Annotated in this window: 18 protein-coding genes; 7 read left to right on the top strand and 11 right to left on the bottom strand. The window is 39.6% G+C overall.

All coding sequences use genetic code 11. The features are described 5' to 3' along the window. Positions 1–5: 5 nt before the first annotated feature. A complete protein-coding gene (locus H6G86_RS04930; protein ID WP_190933386.1) occupies positions 6–737 on the bottom strand; it encodes a DUF3865 domain-containing protein in 732 nt (243 codons plus the stop codon). 402 nt (positions 738–1,139) lie between these two features. On the opposite strand from H6G86_RS04930, the gene H6G86_RS04925 reads away from it, so the two are divergent. Next, a complete protein-coding gene (locus H6G86_RS04925) occupies positions 1,140–3,362 on the top strand; it encodes a sensor histidine kinase (protein WP_190933385.1) in 2,223 nt (740 codons plus the stop codon). An 81-nt stretch (positions 3,363–3,443) separates the two neighbouring features. Here the strand turns inward: H6G86_RS04925 and H6G86_RS04920 are convergent, their stop codons facing one another. Next, complete coding sequence (locus H6G86_RS04920) at positions 3,444–4,001, bottom strand: HPP family protein (RefSeq protein WP_190933384.1); 558 nt, start codon at positions 3,999–4,001, stop codon at positions 3,444–3,446. Between the two features lie 554 nt (positions 4,002–4,555). Here H6G86_RS04920 and H6G86_RS04915 point away from each other — a divergent pair. After that, entirely contained in the window at positions 4,556–6,997 is a 2,442-nt protein-coding gene (locus tag H6G86_RS04915; RefSeq protein ID WP_190933383.1) for a dynamin family protein, read from the top strand. 227 nt (positions 6,998–7,224) lie between these two features. Here the strand turns inward: H6G86_RS04915 and H6G86_RS04910 are convergent, their stop codons facing one another. The 5 genes from H6G86_RS04910 to H6G86_RS04890 all read right to left on the bottom strand — a co-directional run bounded on the left by H6G86_RS04910 (position 7,225) and on the right by H6G86_RS04890 (position 11,619). Next, positions 7,225–8,037, bottom strand: coding sequence for an alpha/beta fold hydrolase (locus H6G86_RS04910; RefSeq protein ID WP_190933382.1), 813 nt, complete (start codon positions 8,035–8,037; stop codon positions 7,225–7,227). A 54-nt stretch (positions 8,038–8,091) separates the two neighbouring features. Continuing rightward, positions 8,092–8,484 (bottom strand): carboxymuconolactone decarboxylase family protein, encoded by a 393-nt coding sequence (locus tag H6G86_RS04905; protein ID WP_012412753.1) that lies wholly within the window; start codon positions 8,482–8,484, stop codon positions 8,092–8,094. 25 nt (positions 8,485–8,509) lie between these two features. Beyond that, entirely contained in the window at positions 8,510–9,058 is a 549-nt protein-coding gene (locus H6G86_RS04900; RefSeq protein ID WP_520449526.1) for a retroviral-like aspartic protease family protein, read from the bottom strand. Positions 9,059–9,325: 267 nt separating this feature from the next. Then, entirely contained in the window at positions 9,326–10,108 is a 783-nt protein-coding gene (locus H6G86_RS04895; RefSeq protein WP_190933380.1) for a nucleoside phosphorylase, read from the bottom strand. Positions 10,109–10,191: 83 nt separating this feature from the next. Continuing rightward, positions 10,192–11,619 carry a hypothetical protein gene (locus H6G86_RS04890; RefSeq protein WP_190933379.1) on the bottom strand — a complete coding sequence of 476 codons (1,428 nt, stop codon included), beginning with the start codon at positions 11,617–11,619 and terminating at the stop codon, positions 10,192–10,194. Positions 11,620–12,201: 582 nt separating this feature from the next. On the opposite strand from H6G86_RS04890, the gene H6G86_RS04885 reads away from it, so the two are divergent. The 3 genes from H6G86_RS04885 to H6G86_RS04875 all read left to right on the top strand — a co-directional run bounded on the left by H6G86_RS04885 (position 12,202) and on the right by H6G86_RS04875 (position 14,910). Then, positions 12,202–13,074 (top strand): GNAT family N-acetyltransferase, encoded by an 873-nt coding sequence (locus H6G86_RS04885; protein WP_190933378.1) that lies wholly within the window; start codon positions 12,202–12,204, stop codon positions 13,072–13,074. Positions 13,075–13,201: 127 nt separating this feature from the next. Further along, positions 13,202–14,077 (top strand): GNAT family N-acetyltransferase, encoded by an 876-nt coding sequence (locus tag H6G86_RS04880; RefSeq protein WP_190933377.1) that lies wholly within the window; start codon positions 13,202–13,204, stop codon positions 14,075–14,077. A 62-nt stretch (positions 14,078–14,139) separates the two neighbouring features. Then, positions 14,140–14,910 (top strand): Uma2 family endonuclease, encoded by a 771-nt coding sequence (locus H6G86_RS04875; protein ID WP_190933519.1) that lies wholly within the window; start codon positions 14,140–14,142, stop codon positions 14,908–14,910. Here the strand turns inward: H6G86_RS04875 and H6G86_RS04870 are convergent. From H6G86_RS04870 to H6G86_RS04855, 4 genes are all read right to left on the bottom strand, one after another. After that, entirely contained in the window at positions 14,907–15,440 is a 534-nt protein-coding gene (locus H6G86_RS04870; protein ID WP_190933376.1) for a hypothetical protein, read from the bottom strand. The two genes, H6G86_RS04875 and H6G86_RS04870, sit on opposite strands and share 4 nt — an antisense overlap. Positions 15,441–15,505: 65 nt before the next feature. After that, positions 15,506–15,709: a ChaB family protein gene (locus tag H6G86_RS04865; protein WP_114080618.1), complete on the bottom strand. Its 204-nt coding sequence runs from the start codon at positions 15,707–15,709 to the stop codon at positions 15,506–15,508. Positions 15,710–15,722: 13 nt separating this feature from the next. Then, positions 15,723–15,953: an aldo/keto reductase gene (locus H6G86_RS38125; RefSeq protein WP_277883542.1), complete on the bottom strand. Its 231-nt coding sequence runs from the start codon at positions 15,951–15,953 to the stop codon at positions 15,723–15,725. 171 nt (positions 15,954–16,124) lie between these two features. Then, entirely contained in the window at positions 16,125–16,568 is a 444-nt protein-coding gene (locus tag H6G86_RS04855; protein ID WP_190933375.1) for a pyridoxamine 5'-phosphate oxidase family protein, read from the bottom strand. A 691-nt stretch (positions 16,569–17,259) separates the two neighbouring features. Here H6G86_RS04855 and H6G86_RS04850 point away from each other — a divergent pair. Both H6G86_RS04850 and H6G86_RS04845 read left to right on the top strand, forming a co-directional pair. Next, entirely contained in the window at positions 17,260–17,637 is a 378-nt protein-coding gene (locus H6G86_RS04850) for a hypothetical protein (RefSeq protein ID WP_190933374.1), read from the top strand. A gap of 10 nt (positions 17,638–17,647) precedes the next feature. Beyond that, positions 17,648–19,717, top strand: coding sequence for a caspase, EACC1-associated type (locus tag H6G86_RS04845; RefSeq protein WP_190933373.1), 2,070 nt, complete (start codon positions 17,648–17,650; stop codon positions 19,715–19,717). The last annotated feature ends 32 nt before the right edge of the window (positions 19,718–19,749 follow it).

The raw sequence follows: 19,749 nt of genomic DNA, 5'->3' as shown, positions 1-19,749 counted from the left end.
TTTAATCAGTGGTGTTGAGCGATCGCTGTACTCAGAACAACCTCAGATGAGATTGCCTCTTGCGCTAATTCCTGCCACCAGACCTGCATCGCATCGATCATTGCCCGGAACCCTGCTGCAAACTCTCCAAATTCTTCGGGTTGTATGTAGGCTGCCAGACATGTTCTCAAGCCCGCTTCATGTTCAATTTCCCACTCGTTTAAATGCTTGCTAAAGAAATATTCCAAATCTTTGGGCATTGCTCCTTCCAGCAACCAATCTAGAAGTTGCACGATTAGAGTTAATTCTGGAATTGAGGTTGCCTCGATCGCATAGATTGCCCCAAGCACATAGTATATTTGTTTATCAAATACCGATTGCATAGTTCTCAGCAGTTTGAATGTAGCTATTGACGGCATTGTGTTTTTCACAGGAACGCCCAGTCCTTCTTCTAGCCCTTCAGCTAAAAGCGTGTAATGAGAGATTCCTCCAGTTGTGCTACCCATTTCCTCAACTATATTTTCTTTGAGTTCTTGGGCTACACTGTTCCATCCAGCTGCCAGGGCTTTCTGTCTTGCTAACTCTGTGAAACCCACCAACTCCTTTGGAAAAATCGAATATTGCTGCATGACATAAGCAATCTGAGCAAAGCTTACCTGACTAAGTATTTTTATAACAGGATTTTCTGTAATGCTAAATGCCACATAATCCTGAGCGAGCAGTTGATTAAGCTGCTTTGTTAAGTGATTAAATTCCATTAAAATTTTAGTCCTTTGTTATAGATTTTCTGAATGCCAATCTAGCTTTAAAATTTGCTATAAATTAACGTAAAACCGACATTTTATATAGCCAAAATAACTTTTGTAACTTTATAAATCTTGAGTAAAGGCACTGAAAATAACTAAATAATTAAGTTGATTGAAATTAGTATTTATACTAGAAATTAGCCTAAATTCTAACTATTTCAGTAATTTGATTTTTGCAAAAAGACTATTTTGTACAATTAAGTTCAATAGCAATAAGTTGAGGAATTGTAAACAGAGATATTGCCTATTAGTTATTTACTTCTTAATTAAACACAACATTATTTTGATAGTCCGAAGTTGCTCATGGGTAATCTAGGTTAAGTAAAGACCTGCGCGAACCAAGATTTACCACTCATGAAGATACATCCATCTGGCAAAGTCCGTGCATTTTCATTACAGCTTGTTCTGGTCGTTCCTTTCGTATTGCAACTTTTTGGCATCGTGGGGCTGGTCGGGTATCTGTCGTTTAAAAATGGCGAGAAAGCGGTGAACGATCTAGCTGATCAGTTGATGGAGCGAACCAGTGGTGAGGTAAATCAACATTTAGATGCTTACCTATCGATTCCTCATAAAGTTATCCAGTTAAATGCGGATGCAATTCGCATGGGATTGCTGAATGTGCGCGATCGCCTCAAGGTTGGTAAGTACTTCTGGCACGAAATGCAAGCCTATGACCTAACCTTTATCAGCTTGAACCTAGCAACTGGGGAAGGAACTGGAGCCGGCCGTTACGATGGCAAAACGGTGACAATCGATGATAATGCGATCAAAACGCCAAGCCTGCCGAAAAATACGAAAACTTACTTAACAGATAATGATGGCAACCCAACCAAAGTGATGACGACCAGTACTTGGGATACCGTCAATGAACTTGCCTATACTGAACCTGTCAAAGCGGGGAAACCTATCTGGGTTCGCATTTATACTTATTACGATCCTGCTTATCCCCCCTATATTGTGGCATCGGCAGGCCGTCCGATTTATGATGCCAGCAAAAAACTGATTGGTGTTGTGGGGGCTGAAATTCACCTGTTGAAACTCAGTGAATTTTTACAAAAATTAAATGTCAGCAGCTTCGGACAAGTTTTTATTATGGAGCGTGATGGTATGTTGGTTGCCAATTCTGCTCAAGAAAAGCCTTTTACCGTAGTCAATAACGAAATTAAACGCCTTAAAGCGATCGACAGCCCCAATCCGGTGCTACAAAGCATTGCCAAGCAGCTTCAGCAGCGCATTCCAGATTTTCAGTCCGTTACCAATACCCAAAAACTGAAAGTTAATGTTCAAGGAGAAAATTTATACGTGCATATTGTGCCTTGGCGTGACCAATATGGTTTGGACTGGTTAGTGGTAGTTGGTATTCCGGAAAAAACTTACATGGCGCAAATCTATGCCAACACCCAAATTAGCATCCTGCTGTGTTTTGGGGCGCTGATAGTAGCAACGACGGTTGGCATATTTACCTCGCGCTGGATTGCACATCCTATCTTGCGTTTGAATCAGACTACCCAGGCAATAGCATTTGGTGATTTACAACAGACACTCCAAGAGGGGAATATCGATGAACTCAACACTCTTGGTCACTCTTTTAATCACATGGCAGGGCAATTGCGGGAATCCTTTATTGCTTTAGAAAACAGTAATGCCGAACTAGAAGCGCGAGTCGAACAACGGACTGTTGAACTTAAAACAGCGATGGGTGAATTGCAGCGTACCCAAGCACAAGTAGTTCAAAGTGAAAAAATGTCTAGTCTGGGTCAACTAGTAGCAGGTATTGCCCATGAAATCAATAACCCAGTCAACTTTATTCACGGCAATATTACTCACTTGGATGAATATACTCAAAACTTGTTACAGATGATTTATCTCTACCAAGAACGCTATTCTAATCATGACCCAGAAATTCAAGCATTAGCAGAGGAAATCGATCTAGAATTTCTCATTGAAGATTTACAAAAGATACTGCCTTCAATGAAAATGGGGACTGAGAGGATTCGTAATATTGTGCGATCGCTGCGGAATTTTTCGCGTATGGATGAAGCAGAATTTAAAGCAGTTGATATTCATGAAGGTATCGAAAGTACGCTCTTAATTCTGCAACATCGCCTTAAAGAGAAACCAGACCGTCCAGCAATTGAAGTTATTAAAGATTATGGCAACTTGCCGCAAGTGGAATGTTATCCTGGTCAACTCAACCAAGTATTAATGAATGTTCTGGTAAATGCAATGGATGCCCTTGATGAGTTAGATATCAAGCGTACCTCTCAACAGATAGAGGAAAATCCCAGTCAAATTACTATCCGCACTTCATTAGTTGATTCACAATCAATAGAAATTGCGATCGCTGATAACGCACAAGGAATGCCAGAATCGGTTCAAAGTCGGATCTTCGATCCATTTTTTACTACCAAACCTGTAGGTAAAGGAACAGGCATGGGTATGGCAATCAGCTACCAAATCATTACGGAAAAACATGGTGGGAAATTGCTATGTTTTTCTAGCCTTGGGCAAGGCAGTAATTTCATAATTCAAGTGCCTATCCGCCAAAAAGCTCCTGAACCCGTCCTCAAAGTATAGAGCGATCGCATCATTTATTGAAATTGTTAAACCAACGACTGGAGTAATATTCAATAAAAGTGAGATGCTCCCGAGACAATGCTATAACCAGTGTTTCGGATACGTCCTTTCCTCCGCTAAATTATTGAATATCACAGCGCATAACACTAAAATCATCGATCCCTCAAAAGCAGGTGTTAGCAAAAATTGCCAGTCTGGTTTCGTCATCATGACGACTAATGCAACAGCACCCGAAGGTGGGTGTAGAGTTCCGGTAAGCTGCATGATTCCGATCGCACTAGAAACAGCCATTCCCATTGCCAAGGGAGAAGCACCGAGAAAATGCAGAATTATCAGACTCACCATAGCAGCTAAAAGATTACCCCCAATAACATTGCGGGGTTGAGCCAAAGGACTGTCAGGCACACCAAAAATCAAGACACTCGTAGCACCAAAAGGAGCCATCAGCAAAGGAGAATTAGTTTTTGCAGCAAGGTAAGACGTTGCAGTTATGGCTAAAAAACTACCGATCCAACTCCAAAAAACATGCCGATGATGAGGTCTGTCTATTGGACAGGTTAGCGGACAGGATCGCCATCTGCCAAAGGTTTTAAACCAATAATTTTTTAATTTAAACCGAACTTTTTTACCGTCGATCATGAATGAACCACTCGATAATCATGACTCTCTGAATTGACTGAGCAAGGCTTTGCTAAAGTTACAATAACATGACATTTGCCAAAAAATTCCTAAAAAGTATTCAAATATACAGATTTTTTTGATTTTATTGAAATTCAGGCTAAACAGGTTAATTTAAGTTGCATAAAAGTCAATACACTTGTAGAGACGGCGATTTATCGCATCTCAAAAACCCAAAATTTTTGCCAGTAGCCCCTTAATGAACCGTATTGGCATAAAAGTAGGGTGCGAAGCAGTACCATAAAGTAGCCTTTACTACAAGCTAATCATTCGGGAAAAATGCTTGACGATTAGCTTAGTTAAAATTGACTACAGCGAGGCGGATGAGTTGGCTTCGCCAACGTCGTAATCAGACTTCTCTCATGTCAGCCTAATAAGTTTTTAACCAGACACGATCTTTGTGCGTTAGGTGATACCCAGTAACTAAATCGCATCAAATATCTCAGGAATACTACTGAACCATCAAGACAACAAATGTAACTAACATATACATAAATATTGTCAGGATGCTGAATATGTCAGATTTACCGCTTCAGTGCAAAAATTTGAAAGAGCAAGTTGAGTCGATATTACAACTTTTACAACAAGAATCAACGCTACATTCTCAAGATATTACACCTGTACAAACTTCCTTAACTAAAGCGATTTCTCCCAAGTTTGAGATTGTATTTGCAGGTGCATTTAGTGCTGGTAAATCAATGCTAATCAATGCACTATTGGAGAGAGAACTACTTTACAGTGCAGAAGGACATGCTACAGGTACAGAATGCAAAATTGAGTATGCAGAATTAGATAAAGAACGTGTTGTTTTGACGTTTTTAAGTGAAGTAGAAATTCGAGAACAAGCAGTTTATTTGTGTCAGCAGCTAGGATTTACAACAGTAACTAATATTAACCAAGCTGATGTAATTACTTTGCTACGTCAAGGTTCTGAAGCAATTATTCAGCAGGAGGGTGGCGAGAGTAAATCAGAACGTGCAAAACAGGCGAAGGCGTTAATATTGTTGCTAGAGGGATATATGGCAAACCGCGATCGCATCAACACGGTGATGAATGCTACATACTCAATGGAGCAATTTAACTTCTCCAACCTCAAGGAAGCGGCTGGATATGCCCGTCGTGGTAGTAATAGTGCCGTGTTGAAGCGAATAGAATATTACTGTAATCATCCTCTGCTACAAGACGGCAACGTAATTATTGACACACCTGGTATAGATGCACCAGTAGAGAAAGATGCACAACTAACTTATGCCAAAATTCAACATCCTGATACTTCGGCGGTAGTGTGTGTGCTAAAACCTGCTTCGGCGGGTGACATGACAAAAGAAGAAACAGAACTTTTGGAATTAATGCGGCAAAATTGGGGAGTACGCGATCGCGTTTTTTATGTCTTCAACCGCATCGATGAAACTTGGTACAATACCCAACTACGACAAAGATTAGATGATTTAATTAGCGGACAATTTACCAATTCAAACAAGGTTTATAAAACAAGTGGATTATTAGGATTTTATGGCAGTCAGATTAAACAGACAAATCAACTAGATAGATTTGGTTTAGATTCTGTTTTTGCAGAAAGCATTAAAGGTTTAGATGGTAAAGAAGAAACACCACAATTTGTCTATGCGTTTAACAACTACTGCGTAAATTCAGGAAAGTTATCTACCACTAAATTCCGTGTCTCTGTTAACGGTTATGAAACTCCAAATCAAAATTATGTGCGGATTTTGGGAGATTGGGGAAATGAACTGATAGAAAAGCTAATTCAAGATAGTGGTACTGAAGAATTTCGCACAGCTATTACTCGCTATCTTACAGAAGAGAAGCGTCCCCAACTATTTAAGAATCTTGCTGATGATTTGGAAGATGTTTGTATTAAACTGACAAAACATTATCAGAGTGTACAACGTAATTTAGATAGTCAACCCCAAGAAATTGAGAGTATGAAGCAGCAAGAGTTGCAACGCCTAAATCAGCAACTCCAGCAAATCGGCAGAGAATTTAGCGAGCATATCACAAAAGAAGTTAACCAAATAATTAATAATTCTTGCGATGCTTTTGAAGCAGATTTTAGACAATTGCAATCACGAATGATTCGCCGTTTAGATGAATTGCTAGATACTTTTTCTGTAGCTTCTGCTTATCAACGTGCAACAATTAGCCATCCTCGCAATGCTACCGCACCTTTAATTGCTATTTTAGTAGAGGCATTTTATTACTTAGCAAATCAGTTAGAAGATATTTTGATTGAGTCATCTCAGCAAGTTGTTACGAATTATTTTCAGCGATTGATTGAAAAGATTCGCAAGTCAGAATATTATCGCCAGTTGTATCGTTTATTAGATAATGATGGCGGAATTGAACAAGAGATTAGAAATTTAGAAAAAGCAGTTACTCAAGCATTAGTGAGTGCAGCTAGTGTAGAGTGCGATCGCTTCGTGCGAGAAAGTCCGAGATTTTATGATGAAGGCACTTTTTCTATATATCAATTTCGCCAAACTTTATTACAAACTTCTCAAAGCTACGATGCTGAAAGTATCGTAGAAGCAGAACCAGCAATTAGGCAATTGTTGAAGTTAGATTTTGAGCCAAAAGTTTCGCAAACTATTCGTAAATCTTTCCGTCAAACTATTAACCAAACTCTCAAAACTCAGTTGTTACCAATGGCAGATCAGCAAGCAGATGAGATTTTGCAAAAATATCCACAGGCGCGTGCTTATTTAGAGAAAACACTGCAACAAGAAGCTGAAGAGAAAATCGCTAATAATCGCCGATTATTGAGTGTTGCTGAAGAAAATATTGCAGCGTACAATTTAGCAGCTTCTAGTATCAATAGTTGTTTACAGTCAATGAAACTATATGACCACTTATTGCCTGTAATTGGTGAGTATTTTGATACTGATGATAAGTTCGCTAATAATGGATTTGTGGTTTCAGACGCGGTACGAGAGGTTTAATTTTAATCCCAAATATTGAGATAACTGTAGCTTAGAGAGTGCTAAATAACTCACTAATCTACAGCTTTTCTTTGTAAAGTAGAAATATTTAAAGAAGTGAGACTGATATGGAAGATGGATTCAAGATAATAGAGTGTAAAGATGATGATGTTGAGGAATTAACTAACAAAGCGATCGCGATTCCCTACCCTTAAATTTTTTGTTGTCGTGACAATTTTTCGGGAGCGTTAAATAGTGTAGGCTGGCTTCAATTTCCGCAGGAAGTTTAGCATAGCTGAAATCACAGTATCCGGCGACTCAATTAAGAAGCCATGACCACCACCTTCGAGAACTACAAGTTCAGCGTCGAGAATGCCTTGAGCAAGTTGCTGGGAAAACTTTAGGGGAGTGAGAATGTCTTGTTTGCCAACTAGAACTAGGGTAGGACAATGAATTTTTTGAAGGCGATCTGTTGTGTCAAAGTCAAGCATGGCTTGGCTGTGATGATGGAGTGAATGAGTCGCTGGCGGGAAAGGATATCTGATTGCAAATTCGATCAGACTTTCGATCATACCAGGAATCGAGTAGAAGGTATCTGTAAATATCCAGGGTAATACGACTTTCTCATAAAGTTTCAGGTCTACATTAGCGCAGAGTTCGCCCCAAGTCTCAATGATGCTGTTGAATAATTCATCACCCTTTGCAAGTGACGAAAGCAGCATTAGACTTTGCACCTTTTCAGGATGTGCTAACACTAATTCTTGAGCTATCTGACCACCCATTGAATGACCTACTAGATGCACCTTATCGATCGCAAGACGATCGAGCAATGCTGCTACATCATTAGCCATCTGCTTCAGACTATAGGGGGTTTCGGGAGCGGAACTTCGCCCCATACCTCGGTTATCTAAGCGAATAACTTGATACTGCGAAATCAGCGATGGCATAATCAACGACCAATAGGCATGATCGCAAAGGAAGCCAGCTATTAATAGCAAAGGCTCACCCGTTCCCTTAATGTCGTAGAACAAATCAATCCCGTTAACCTGAAGCTTTGGCATAGTCAATAATTCTGCTAAACCCGATCTGAAGCAGGGATCGACAACGCTACATTCCTACGTCTTAAATCTCTCGTCCACCGGAATTTGATAGCCGTTGGCGAGGCGATTGGTCATGTTGGCAGTAGCTGCGATCGCCATGAGTTCCCCGAACATGGTATCATTCATTCCCTTGGCCCGCGCTCCTGCTGTGTGCGAGGCAATACAATACTCACAGCCATTTGTCGCACTCACGGCGATATAAATTAGTTCTCGCATCAGTGGATCAATTTCACCGGGGCTAGTCATCACTTCTTTCACCGCTTGCCAAGTTCGTTGCAAGGTAGGGGGATGATTAGCTATGGCTTTCCAAAAGTTATTGATATAGTCATTCTGGCGGGTGACGCGGATGTCGTCATATACTGCCCGGATTTCATCGCTGGCTTCTTCGTATTCAATCAGCTTAGTCATGTTTCTATGTTTTTACTTCCAACCATTAGCGGTGATGAAATTCGACCTCTCTCTCCAGAATCTTAATATCATAGTTGCCGAAGAAATCGTGGCCCAGTAAGCCGATGCTGGCTTTGGGTGCGATCGCTACCTGAAGATTATTGGCTGTAACTCCACCTGCTGCAATAGATTTTACCTTACTGGTTGGAAATTCTACTTCGCTACCATCGGCAATTTGGGCTTGCATTGTACCTGTAGTCTGGAGTTTAAGTGTATTCGCCATACTTTGAGTAATAATAGTCCCGCTAGCACCAGTATCTACAATCATTTCAAAGGTTTTTTTGTCATTGAAGGTAACGTCAATCACAGGAGTTCTACCAAAGCGGCGTTTAATTGAAACTCGAAAAACTTTGTCGTCTGAAGGTGCGGCTATATTGCCACAAAGCCTTTCTAATCCAACTGTTTTACCAGAGGACATTACCATGTAACATGCTCCTGGATCGTCTGCTGTTGCTCGATGAGAGAATGCTAAAAATATCAGCGTTGGGATTAGTACGTAGGCGTAGCTCGTCGTAGACATCACAGTTGAAGTCATGGTTTTAATCCCATACTTAAAAATATTATTCATATTAGCTTTCACTCCATTTTTTCAATATTTATTGAAATCTAAATTACTTACAATATTTACTTTTAATAGTTTAAATAAGTGTTTATTTTTAGGATAGTTATGGTGATTTTTATCTTTTTTTAGAATATGAGATTACTGTTATGTAAGCTATATTAGCTATAATTACTGAGTGAAAAATTAAAGATTGGGTGAAGACATGATGAAACTACTGAGAGTTAACTTATCAAGTAAATATTAATTGTCTGACTCAAAGGTTGCTGCTGCATTTACAGCAATTGCGATCGCATTTTTCACAGCAATATCCCTCTGTTCTAAGATGATATTTTCACTCACAGTACGCCCAGCAACTACACCGCAAACAGCAGCAGCAGCAAAATTATACACACCTGCCATTTTGAATAGTGTGCCGGATTCCATCTCATAATTCAAGATATTTAAGCGCCGATATTCTTCTGTGATGCCATGCAGCGATCGCATTAAATTTGGATTTGCTGAATCAGTGCGTTCTTGTCCTTCGTAAAAAGTATCAACTGATGCCGTGATTCCGATGTAATGTTCAACCTTTAACTCTCGCGCAGCTTTAACCAAAGCTACTGTCAGAAACGGATCGGCTGCGGCTGGATACTCCACAGGTGCAATGTCATTTGCTGCACCTTGGCGACATAATGCTGCACTACTAATAACAACACTACCGATTGGTATATAAGGTTGAATTGCTCCGCAAGTTCCAATGCGAATAATTCGCTGGATTCCTACTTGTACTAATTCATTCACCACAATACTTAATGAAGGCGCACCCATACCACTAGTAGCTGATAAGATGCTGCAACCATTTGGTAAGTATCCTACATAGCTATTGAGTCCGCGATTTTCTGACAACACGCGCACATCTTGGAAATAAGTTTGGGCGATTAGATGCGATCGCTCTGGATCACCCGATAATAGGGCAATGCTGGGAGGCGATGAACCTAAATCGTCTTGTCCAAAACCAATGTGATAGAAGCGTTTATTTGCCATTCAATTTTGGATTTTAAATTTTAGATTTGGGATTATCTTACTTACGAACCGTCTTTACCTCTCCATGCTTGATTTTCTTGAGATTAGCGATCGCCTTTGCTAAGGTCTAAATCATCTGCACCATTTAGCGAATCACTACTATCTACTTGCTGCGGCAGTGTATTTAAAATAACTGCACTGTTAGCTGATTTCTTTTCTGGCATATTTAAACTATCTACATCAATTGATAATTCATTAGTAACTGGTTTATATTCAGGATTTTCTCGGTTTCCACTTGCTATTTCTTCTGCTTTACCGATAAAATCTTTTGCAAGTCGTTCACTAAAACCAACAACAAATGCTATTACAAAAATCAAAGACCTTTGTTGGTCTTGAGATGATTCTTGATTCGTAGTTGGATTTAGCTTGAAGATACTGGGATTAATAAACATTGATATTAGCCCAGAGTTAATTAAGGCTAAAAATAAAACAGCAAAAGCTCCTCCAATCATTGGTTTAAAAGCACCAACAAGAAATGGAGTTAGTGGATCGGAATATTTCTTTTTTTGAAATTCTTCAATTCTAATTAAAATACTGATAATACTACCTAATGTTCCTGCCGAAATAGCTAAACTGAGTTGGAGAAGAAATTCATTATACTTCTGATTTACAGATTGTCTTTTGTTATATTGTGCATTTAATTCGGCAAGGTTACTATTTAGAATTGTCAATTCTGTACTCTTGAACTCTGCATTTTTTTGTGATATTATATTTAACTCCTTAATTTCTTCCTTAGTTGTTTTTAATTTACTAACATCATCTACCGATGCAGAATTTGTGTTGTCAGATTTATTTTTCGTTTCAGCTTGATTTTGAATTTCTTCTACTCGGTTATCTGTATATTTTTGAATTTCTTTGATTTCGCTTTGTAAAAAATTCTTGTTAATATTATAATTATTGTTATTATAATAATTAATCATTTCTGAGAACATCCAAAGTCCTGCGATAGAAGAAGAAGTAATTCCTCCATATATAAACACAGCACTTATAAGTCCAAAAATTACTTTAGTAGTCGTTGATGGTGAACGATGAACTGATAGAAATGGATTGATGATAAATCCTGTTATAGGATGTTCATATTTGCAAACAATTTGTTCAACATCAAATCTAATTGCCTGGGCAATATTTATATTCGATGAAGATTCACGTAGAGCTTCTATGGCAAATATTAAAGCTTTAGAGAGTTCAGTCAGTTCTCTTTGAATTGTATTCCTATTATCAGGTATCAATATTCTCGGTATTTCGTCCCACCAAATTTTTTGTGGCGTGTTTCTATTGATAAGTTTTTGAAGCCGATTAAACAAAATAATTATTTGGGATATTTCTTTCCCTGCTGAGACTAATTCTTTTTGTTTAGTTGAATCTGCAAAATTATTTAAATTATTTTTATAAAAATCTTTTATAAGTGCCTGTATCAGTGTCCTACTCTCATCTAAATTCCAATCGTTTTCAGTTGTTTTTTGATTAAACACTATTTTATTTCCAATTATTTTCTAATGTTTATAACTGTTGAATAGGAGTAGTGAATATCTATGAATTACTTTGAGGAAATTTGCCAAGATACTCAACCACTTGTATTTATCATTCACTTTTTAGCATGGAATATACGATTGTGCAGCAAATAGTACACTCAATAGTACTTTTTGTCATCAGATATCGCTGCGGTTAGAACTTAGGGGGATCTTTTCTGAGTACTATATACAACGTATTTCAGGTAAATGAAGTACATGGGTAGGGACAATTCATGAATTGCCCCTAGAATTATCTGTGCCTCACCAAGCTACAATCTGCTGTATAACTAGAACCTGGCTTTTTACAGTATCTAGAAAACCTCTCTCTAAATCTCTCTCCTAAAAGGCTACGGTGTACACCGTAACCTTTTAGGAGAGAGACTTTGAATTTTCCCCTTTCTGTGTTGGGAAGGGGGTTAGATTTTTCGTAAACTTTTAGAGATGACCTGAATTGTCAGAGTTAGAACAAACTTCACAAGGGCATTACTACTATTGCCGAAACCGCTTATTCTGTAAACTGAATTGGATATTCAGGAGTTTTTTGTGGCTATTTTGAGAACTCTGCAACCTGGAGATGAAGTATCGCTAGAAGCATTTCTCTTGCAACACGCTGATACTTCTATGTTTTTGCGCTCTAATTGGCGAACTGCGGGACTGCTTGATGAAGGTGCAAGATTTCAAGGAACTTACGTAGCAGCCTACTTAGATGAAAGTATAGTGGCAGTTGCAGCCCATTTTTGGAATGGGATGATAATAGTCCAAGTGCCTGTATATTTGCCAGAGGTAGTGCAAGCAGTTGTGTCACAATCTGGACGTGCTATTTCTGGAATTAGTGGCCCAGCAGCACAAGTTGAAGGGACAAAAAGCATTTTGGGACTTAGCAACACACCAACTCAGCTTGATGAACATGAGATATTGTTTTCTCTAGAACTACGAGATTTACAAATACCTGAAGCTTTAGCATCTGCAAAGATGCAGTGTCGTTTGCCACATCCAGAAGAATTGGAATTACTTAGCGAATGGTGCGTTGCTTATAACGTGGAAGCTTTAGGAAAAACCGATACTCCAAGTTTAAGACTTGCTTGCGATCGCATAATTGAAGCACGTCAAGAGATGGGTATGCATTGGGTTTTAGTGGCAGGAGATACTCTAGTTTCTTACTCTGCTTTCAATGCCAGTCTACCTGATATTGTTCAAATTGGTGGAGTGTGGACACCGCCAGCGCTGCGGGAGAAAGGCTATGCCAAAAGTGTGGTAGCAGGCTCGTTGTTAGATGCGCGATCGCTCTTAGTAAAACGTGCCATCCTATTTACAGGTGATAATAACCAAGCAGCTCAAGCAGTTTATCGAGGAATTGGCTTTTTGCCTACTGGCGAGAAGTATGGCTTAGTCTTATTTGAAGAGACTCAAACTTGAGAAATATTGGGTTAAACCTTGGAAGCATAACACCTTACGTTCTTGCTATCCATTTATATTTCCCTTTTTCTGGATTTGCTGGAAGTGATTTTGTAGTCTTTACCGAATTAATTGTAATACTTGAAATATGAGCCAGTATCGTTTCAAACAGTCATTCTCTGCTGAACCCAGCATCAGCGATAAGCTTTTTGACTTGATGGAAGTCACATTTCCTGGACTCACGAGTTTAGCAGAATGTGCAAGAAAACTAGGTGCATCCCGGGAAACAGCTTCAACTCCCTTTATTCGCTTTCATAATGATATAGCTATTACCCATGTGGGAGTGTTAGAAATTCCTATGCAAATTATGGGAGAAAGAGTCACTGTCGGAGGAGTTCATGGAGTAGCCACCCGTGCAGAATTTCGCAGGAGAGGGTATTACCGCGAAGTAATGGAGGAAGTGCTAGGATATTGCGATCGCATTTACGAAACTTTGGTACTAACAACACCACAGCCAGAATTTTACTTACCTTTTGGCTTTCGTGTAGTCGAAGAACATATCTTCAAAATTAAATGTGACTCTACAGGTAGCATTGATAGCTTCAGAATACTGGATTTTACAGATACCAAAGATTACACATTGCTACATAGACTTTTAGAAACACGCGCCCCTGTATCTAATATAGTTGGCGTAGTCAAGGAAAAACCTGTATTCTGCGTCAATGAAGGAAGTCGTACTTTATACTATGCAGAAGATTTAGATTTAATCGCCTGTATGGAGATAGAAGATACCCGACTTCATCTTTTTGATCTCGTAACACCGCAGATATGCTCTTTGAAGAATATTCTTACTAAGATATCTCAACCCATTGAAGAAGTAGTGATTTACTTTAGTCCAGAACTTTTAGATGTTAAAGATGTGGAATCATTCCCCCATACGTTTGACGAAACTGTGCTGATGGTTCGTGGTAAATTTGCAGCAGAAGGTGAGAAATTTATGCTGCCTTGTTCTGCAAGGTGTTGAGTTACTCAAAAACAATTGAATCATAATAGAACTGAGAGTTTCATCATTACGACTGCTTTATGATGTATCAAACTGACCCGCCGCGATCGCCAAAAGATGTATTGCCGACCATGTACGATCTTCCCAGTGAAGACCCAGAGGAGCCTGGTTTGCCCGATCAGTTTCATTTATTGCAACCTCGTCTGTTAGACGAAACCTTTCGTCCACAGAATTATCCTAGTGATGAGATATTTGTTGCTAGCGATCTGAATCTTTATTACGATCCGCGCCATCCACTGTGGCATAAGCGACCAGATTGGTTTGCTGTTTTAGGTGTTTCCCGCCTCTACGAACAACGAGATTTACGCTTAAGTTATGTTGTTTGGCAAGAGGGAGTTCATCCTTTTATTGTGGTTGAATTGCTGTCTCCAGGTACTGAAAAGGAAGACTTGGGACAGACATTGCGGGATATCAAGCAACCACCAGGAAAATGGGAAGTATATGAACGGATTCTACGTGTTCCTTATTATGTAGTATTTGATCGGTACAAATATGAGTTTAGGGTATTTAAATTAGATGGAGGTCGTTATGCTGAGATAGCATTGTCGGATTCACGTTTTTGGATACCGGAATTAGAATTAGGCTTAGGCGTGTGGCGGGGATACTATCAAAATGTAGAACAGCCCTGGTTACGTTGGTATGATGGGACTCTCAACTGGGTATTGACTTCTACAGAACAAGAAAGCCAACGGGCTGAACAAGAAAGACAACGAGCTGAACAAGAAAGACAACGGGCTGAACGGTTGATTGCACAACTACGATCGCTCGGCGTTGAACCCGATGTAGATACTTAATTCCTTACAAGTTTGCTCTTTTGTGAATAGTCTGTATAGCCTTGAATATTCTCTGGTTCAAATTGACGCAGTATACGCATAGCTTCGCGTGTTAAATCTTCATTTCCGGTAACTACAATTAGGTATTTACCAGCATTCAGACGGTTACGATAGGGTAAAGCATCGCCACTGCCAACTGTTATGCTGGTTCCTCGACCAATTAAAGCAGCCCCCAAAGCACCGGCTATCGCTCCTAATATACCAGCAAGAAATTCATTGCCAAATCGAGCAAACTGGGGAAATATTTCAATTTGTGTGAGATAGTTAAAGGCGTAACCTGCAACAAATCCAAAGATTACAAGCCCCCCAAAGAGCCGATTTGATTGTTTACGGGCTTGCTTGTCGGGATCAATCATTCCAAATTCATCAGCACTTAGATAACCATCTCCCAAAATATTCACTTGTGAAGTTGGCAAGCCTGCTTTTTCCAGAGCAGAGTAAGCGGCTTCTACTTGTATTCGATCTGGTAAAACTGCAACAAGGTAATTCATAAGGATTTCCTTTTTAACAAAGATTTTTTGTGCAAAATTAATAAAACTGCTGAATACGAATCGAGCTATTCTGGCTTTTTGTGCCATTGCCCATCGCTGCCTTTTTCATAATCGCGTTTCACAGCGCTCCAAGCAACACGAAAGGCACGCTCCTCTTCATCATATTCTTCTTGAGCATTGTTAAATGCAGCCCGAAAAATTTCTTGGGCGTGCTTGGGTAAGTGATCTTTGACTGAATCAGGTAAGTCTGCAATCTCTTGGTAAGGCATAAATTTCGTTTCCTTACTTTTTCGCTTGATCCAGAGCTTCAATTGCTCCGTTGGCACGAAAAATCCTTTCTGGATCGTTATCGTAAACAACTTCGTGGATTTGCCACAAGTCGAGGTGGTCAGTTTTGGGACGACGTAGTGATTCTTCAAGTTGTTGCATTGCCACTTTGCGATCGCATTCTTGGGTGCAAACCTTCGTCATCAAAAAAACCTTATCTCGTCGCCCCTGCAACGCCTCTCCCATTCACTCTTCACTACGATGCTGGTTATGCTCCCAAGCGTTATCCATGTGTCAATGGCTTCGTAGGTAATGTGAATTGCTTCTTCCTTACTCTTTGCCAATTTCTTCCAACAATTACGCGACTTTAAATAATTCGTAATTATTAACTACAAATTATTTAAAGTCGTGATGGTGTTAAAAACTAATTGTTTGTGGTTTAAAACTCGATGTACTATCCCAATAATTAACCTGGTTAATATTCACTTCAAGCAAAGCAATATCGGGTTCGTCCAATCCTTTAGGAAACCAGGTTTGAAGTTCCGGCTTCCATAACTCTCGCATCTTGTTGCGGTCTTTCACGAGTTTTGATCTACCTGAAATAGAAACGTATCGCTGCTGTTCGGGTGACGAAAAACTAACATTGACCTGCTCATGCTGTTCAATTTCAGTTACCTTATGGGAACCAGCATAAGTGAAGAACCAGAGTGTGGCTTCAGAGTTAATTTCACCACTTTTTGACATGGGGTAACTATGCAAACTTCCATCATCATCGACTGTGGTAAACATACCATAATCAATATTTTTGATTAGTTCATGCAGCTTGTGAATCTCTTGAGCGCGGTCTGTAGAAGTTGCCATTGTTTGTACTACTTTCTCTATTTTGATTACAACCAGCTTGTAGGATGGTAAAGTTATGTTTTAGTATTAGCTTTTTTAGTTTAAATTGCGTGAGTCTACAGATGTAATTCTATTAAAATTAGCTCTTTTATTTCTATCTATAGAGATATTGATTGATAGTTAATATTCTGTGTACACATATTTAGTCATAGTAAGGTGAACTTTATGCTTATTTCTTTAGACTTAAAGTTTATAATTTTTATCCTTAGCGTCAAGCCTTTTCTACGGGAGGCTTTGTCAACTGCATATTTTCTTTACAAGATGCCAGTTGTAGCCCATTCTGACTTCTGAGTTCTTCTTTAATCTCGCCGAGTTATGTATTGAGAAAGCATTCAAGCATTTTGAGAAAGTCAAAAGTTATTTTGCTTGTGGAAAACACCAAAAAGAGAAAGTCAAATTTTTTTATATGGCATCCATCAGCGATGCCTACGCTCTCGTATTGCTAAATTAACCAAATAAATCAAAATCAAGCCTAGCTTGCTGTGGTTAACAATGGCATCTATTTTTACTTTGCAGCATTCTTACTACTCATAGCGCCCTATATATATTGTCAAAATTCCTATTTACGACAATCCAGACCGGAATTATTACTAGTTGGATTGTATAAGATACTTATGATAATTTAAGCATTAACCACAATTAGAGGTTGAAAATGGCGACTACATCCAACGTCCAGATTACCATCGCCTTGCAAGAGCCTGGTTTAGATGACGATGAACTGCAAGACGAAACGCAGAGACTATTGCAACAGATGCTGGAAATGGATGAAGTGGAAGATGCTAGTCTTTACCGTGAAGCAGAAGCACCGGAAGGAAGCAAGTCACTTACAGGGCTAGCTGTGGGTTGGCTAACAACGCAGGTGAATGCTAGGAATATTAAAGCACTGATGGGATTTTTAGGCGATCGCCTTGGCAACAAAACCATCGAACTAGAAATCGAGTCTAATGGCAAGAAACTGAAAGTCAAAGCCAGCAGTCGGCAAGAGCTAGAAGCAGCAATTGAGGCAGCACAGAAATTTGTAGCAGGATAGAGAATCACAGATGGTTAAGGTAGCGTTGCTGATTGGGGTGAGTGAGTATGAGCCTGGTTTGAACCCGCTACCAGGTGCTGTAAAAGATGTCGAAGCGATGCAGCAAGTGCTGTTACACCCAGAAATGGGTGGCTTTACTGAGACAGATATTATGGTGCTAAAAAATCCCCAGCGCCAAGATATGGAGGAAGCTATCGAAAATCTATTTGCCCATCGTCAAAAAGATGATCTGTTAGTTCTCTTTTTCTCTGGTCATGGCATTAAGGATGACACTGGCAGACTGTTTTTAGCAACCCGCACCACACGCAAAACTCCCAGAGGTGATTTAATTCGCTCATCGGCAGTTTCAGCCAGTGTTGTCCATGAAAGCATGAGCCGCAGCCGTTCTAAACGGCAAGTTGTCATTTTGGATAGTTGCTTTAGTGGTGCTTTTGCTGAGGGTTTATCAGCCAAAGACGACGGCAGTATAAATATCCGTGAGCAATTAGGAGGAGAGGGGCGGGCTGTTCTCACTTCATCCAGTTCAACTCAATATTCTTTTGAGCAGCAGGGGTCAGACCTCTCAATTTATACCCGTTATTTAATAGAAGGAATTACAACGGGGGCGGCAGACCTAGATGAAGATGGGGTTGTGTCAATTGACGAGTTGCATGAGTATGCCAGCAGAAAAGTTAGAGAAATACAGCCGACTATGAAGCCAGAAATCTACACAAGTAGAGAAGGCTTTAAGATTCGACTTACAAAAGTTCCCCAAGGCGATCCTAAACAGAAGTATCGCAAAGAAGTAGCGCGATATAGTAATCGTGGAGATGTTACTTTTGTGGGTCGCAAGATTTTAGATGCACTCAGGAATCGCTTGGGACTATCAGAAATAGAAGCAACTGTAATTGAAGATGAAATGTTAGCAGTTGCTCGTCAAGAATTTCGAGAAAAGTTACAGCGATATGAAAGAGACTTCACTGAGGCACTCCAGCAGCAAGTAGCTCTCACTGAAGATGATATCAATATGCTACGCCTGAATCTTCAGCAAATTTTGGGGCTGAGGAATGAGGATACAATGCCAATTGAGGCGCAGGTTAAAGCCAGAATTGAAGCATATAAGCAAAAACTTCAATACTATGAGCAGGCATTAGCAGAGGCAATGCAACGCGAATATCCTCTCAGTCAAGCTGCTCGCCAGAAGTTGCAGAAGATGCAACAAGTATGGAAACTTACTGATCAAGATACAGCTTCACTTGAAAACCGCGTTACTGCTGAAATAGAGGTATATAGACAAAAGTTACAGCAGTATGAACAGGCATTTACCAGAGCAACACAGCAGCAGTATCCCTTAAATGCAACGCAGCGTAACCAACTGCGGCAAGAGCAACAAATCTTAGGTCTGAAAGATGAAAACATTGCTCCAATTGAAACCAGAATTACAGTTGAGATTGAAGCCTACTTACAAAAGTTACAACAGTATGAGCAAGTGCTGATTCAAGCAATTCAGCATGAGTATCCACTGGGTAATGAGATTCGTGAGGAGTTAAGACGATATCAGCATGTTTTGGAACTGGAGAATGAAGAAGTAGGAAGAATTGAAGAAAAAGTTGTAAAACAAAGAGAGACAAATCAACCTCAACCTAATCTTAATTTACCTAGTCAAACACATCAACAGCTAGTTAAAGGGTCAAATACTCAACTAAATGAAAGACGAATAGAAGGCTGGAAGGCAAAGTCTTCTCCCAGTTCTCCTAATCCTGATTTGTCCGGTCAACCAAATCAGCAGCCAGTTCATAAGCAAAAAGTTCAACCTATTGAACAGCAAGAAATTGTAGCAGTAACGCCTGTAGCGATAACAACTCAGTTTAGAAAAAAGTGGCTCATAGGTATTACAGCAACTTTTGTATTGGTGGGACTGCCAATTCTTGCACACTTATACATCCAATCTACACAACCTTCACCTCAACCTACTCCGATTCAATCTACACAACCTTCACCTCAACCTACTCCGATCCCATCTACAAAGCCTTCAACTCAACATACTCCGACCGGAATCAAATGCATCCGTATCTCAACAGGATATTATTGTAAAGGATAAAACCTAAAAATAAGACATAATGCGCCTACACT

The sequence above is a fragment of the Nostoc sp. FACHB-133 genome, assembly GCF_014698055.1.
GTDB lineage: Bacteria > Cyanobacteriota > Cyanobacteriia > Cyanobacteriales > Nostocaceae > Nostoc.
The sequence above is the reverse complement of the archived record's forward strand: the minus strand, read 5'-3'. Positions and strand labels throughout refer to the sequence as shown.

Coding starts and splice junctions, on each gene's coding strand:
- H6G86_RS04930 (WP_190933386.1), bottom strand. CDS start 737: ATGGAATTTAATCACTTAACAAAGCAGCTTAATCAACTGCTCGCTCAG.
- H6G86_RS04925 (WP_190933385.1), top strand. CDS start 1,140: ATGAAGATACATCCATCTGGCAAAGTCCGTGCATTTTCATTACAGCTT.
- H6G86_RS04920 (WP_190933384.1), bottom strand. CDS start 4,001: ATGATCGACGGTAAAAAAGTTCGGTTTAAATTAAAAAATTATTGGTTT.
- H6G86_RS04915 (WP_190933383.1), top strand. CDS start 4,556: ATGTCAGATTTACCGCTTCAGTGCAAAAATTTGAAAGAGCAAGTTGAG.
- H6G86_RS04910 (WP_190933382.1), bottom strand. CDS start 8,037: ATGCCAAAGCTTCAGGTTAACGGGATTGATTTGTTCTACGACATTAAG.
- H6G86_RS04905 (WP_012412753.1), bottom strand. CDS start 8,484: ATGACTAAGCTGATTGAATACGAAGAAGCCAGCGATGAAATCCGGGCA.
- H6G86_RS04900 (WP_520449526.1), bottom strand. CDS start 9,058: ATGACTTCAACTGTGATGTCTACGACGAGCTACGCCTACGTACTAATC.
- H6G86_RS04895 (WP_190933380.1), bottom strand. CDS start 10,108: ATGGCAAATAAACGCTTCTATCACATTGGTTTTGGACAAGACGATTTA.
- H6G86_RS04880 (WP_190933377.1), top strand. CDS start 13,202: ATGAGCCAGTATCGTTTCAAACAGTCATTCTCTGCTGAACCCAGCATC.
- H6G86_RS04875 (WP_190933519.1), top strand. CDS start 14,140: ATGTATCAAACTGACCCGCCGCGATCGCCAAAAGATGTATTGCCGACC.
- H6G86_RS04870 (WP_190933376.1), bottom strand. CDS start 15,440: ATGAATTACCTTGTTGCAGTTTTACCAGATCGAATACAAGTAGAAGCC.
- H6G86_RS04865 (WP_114080618.1), bottom strand. CDS start 15,709: ATGCCTTACCAAGAGATTGCAGACTTACCTGATTCAGTCAAAGATCAC.
- H6G86_RS38125 (WP_277883542.1), bottom strand. CDS start 15,953: ATGGGAGAGGCGTTGCAGGGGCGACGAGATAAGGTTTTTTTGATGACG.
- H6G86_RS04855 (WP_190933375.1), bottom strand. CDS start 16,568: ATGGCAACTTCTACAGACCGCGCTCAAGAGATTCACAAGCTGCATGAA.
- H6G86_RS04850 (WP_190933374.1), top strand. CDS start 17,260: ATGGCGACTACATCCAACGTCCAGATTACCATCGCCTTGCAAGAGCCT.
- H6G86_RS04845 (WP_190933373.1), top strand. CDS start 17,648: ATGGTTAAGGTAGCGTTGCTGATTGGGGTGAGTGAGTATGAGCCTGGT.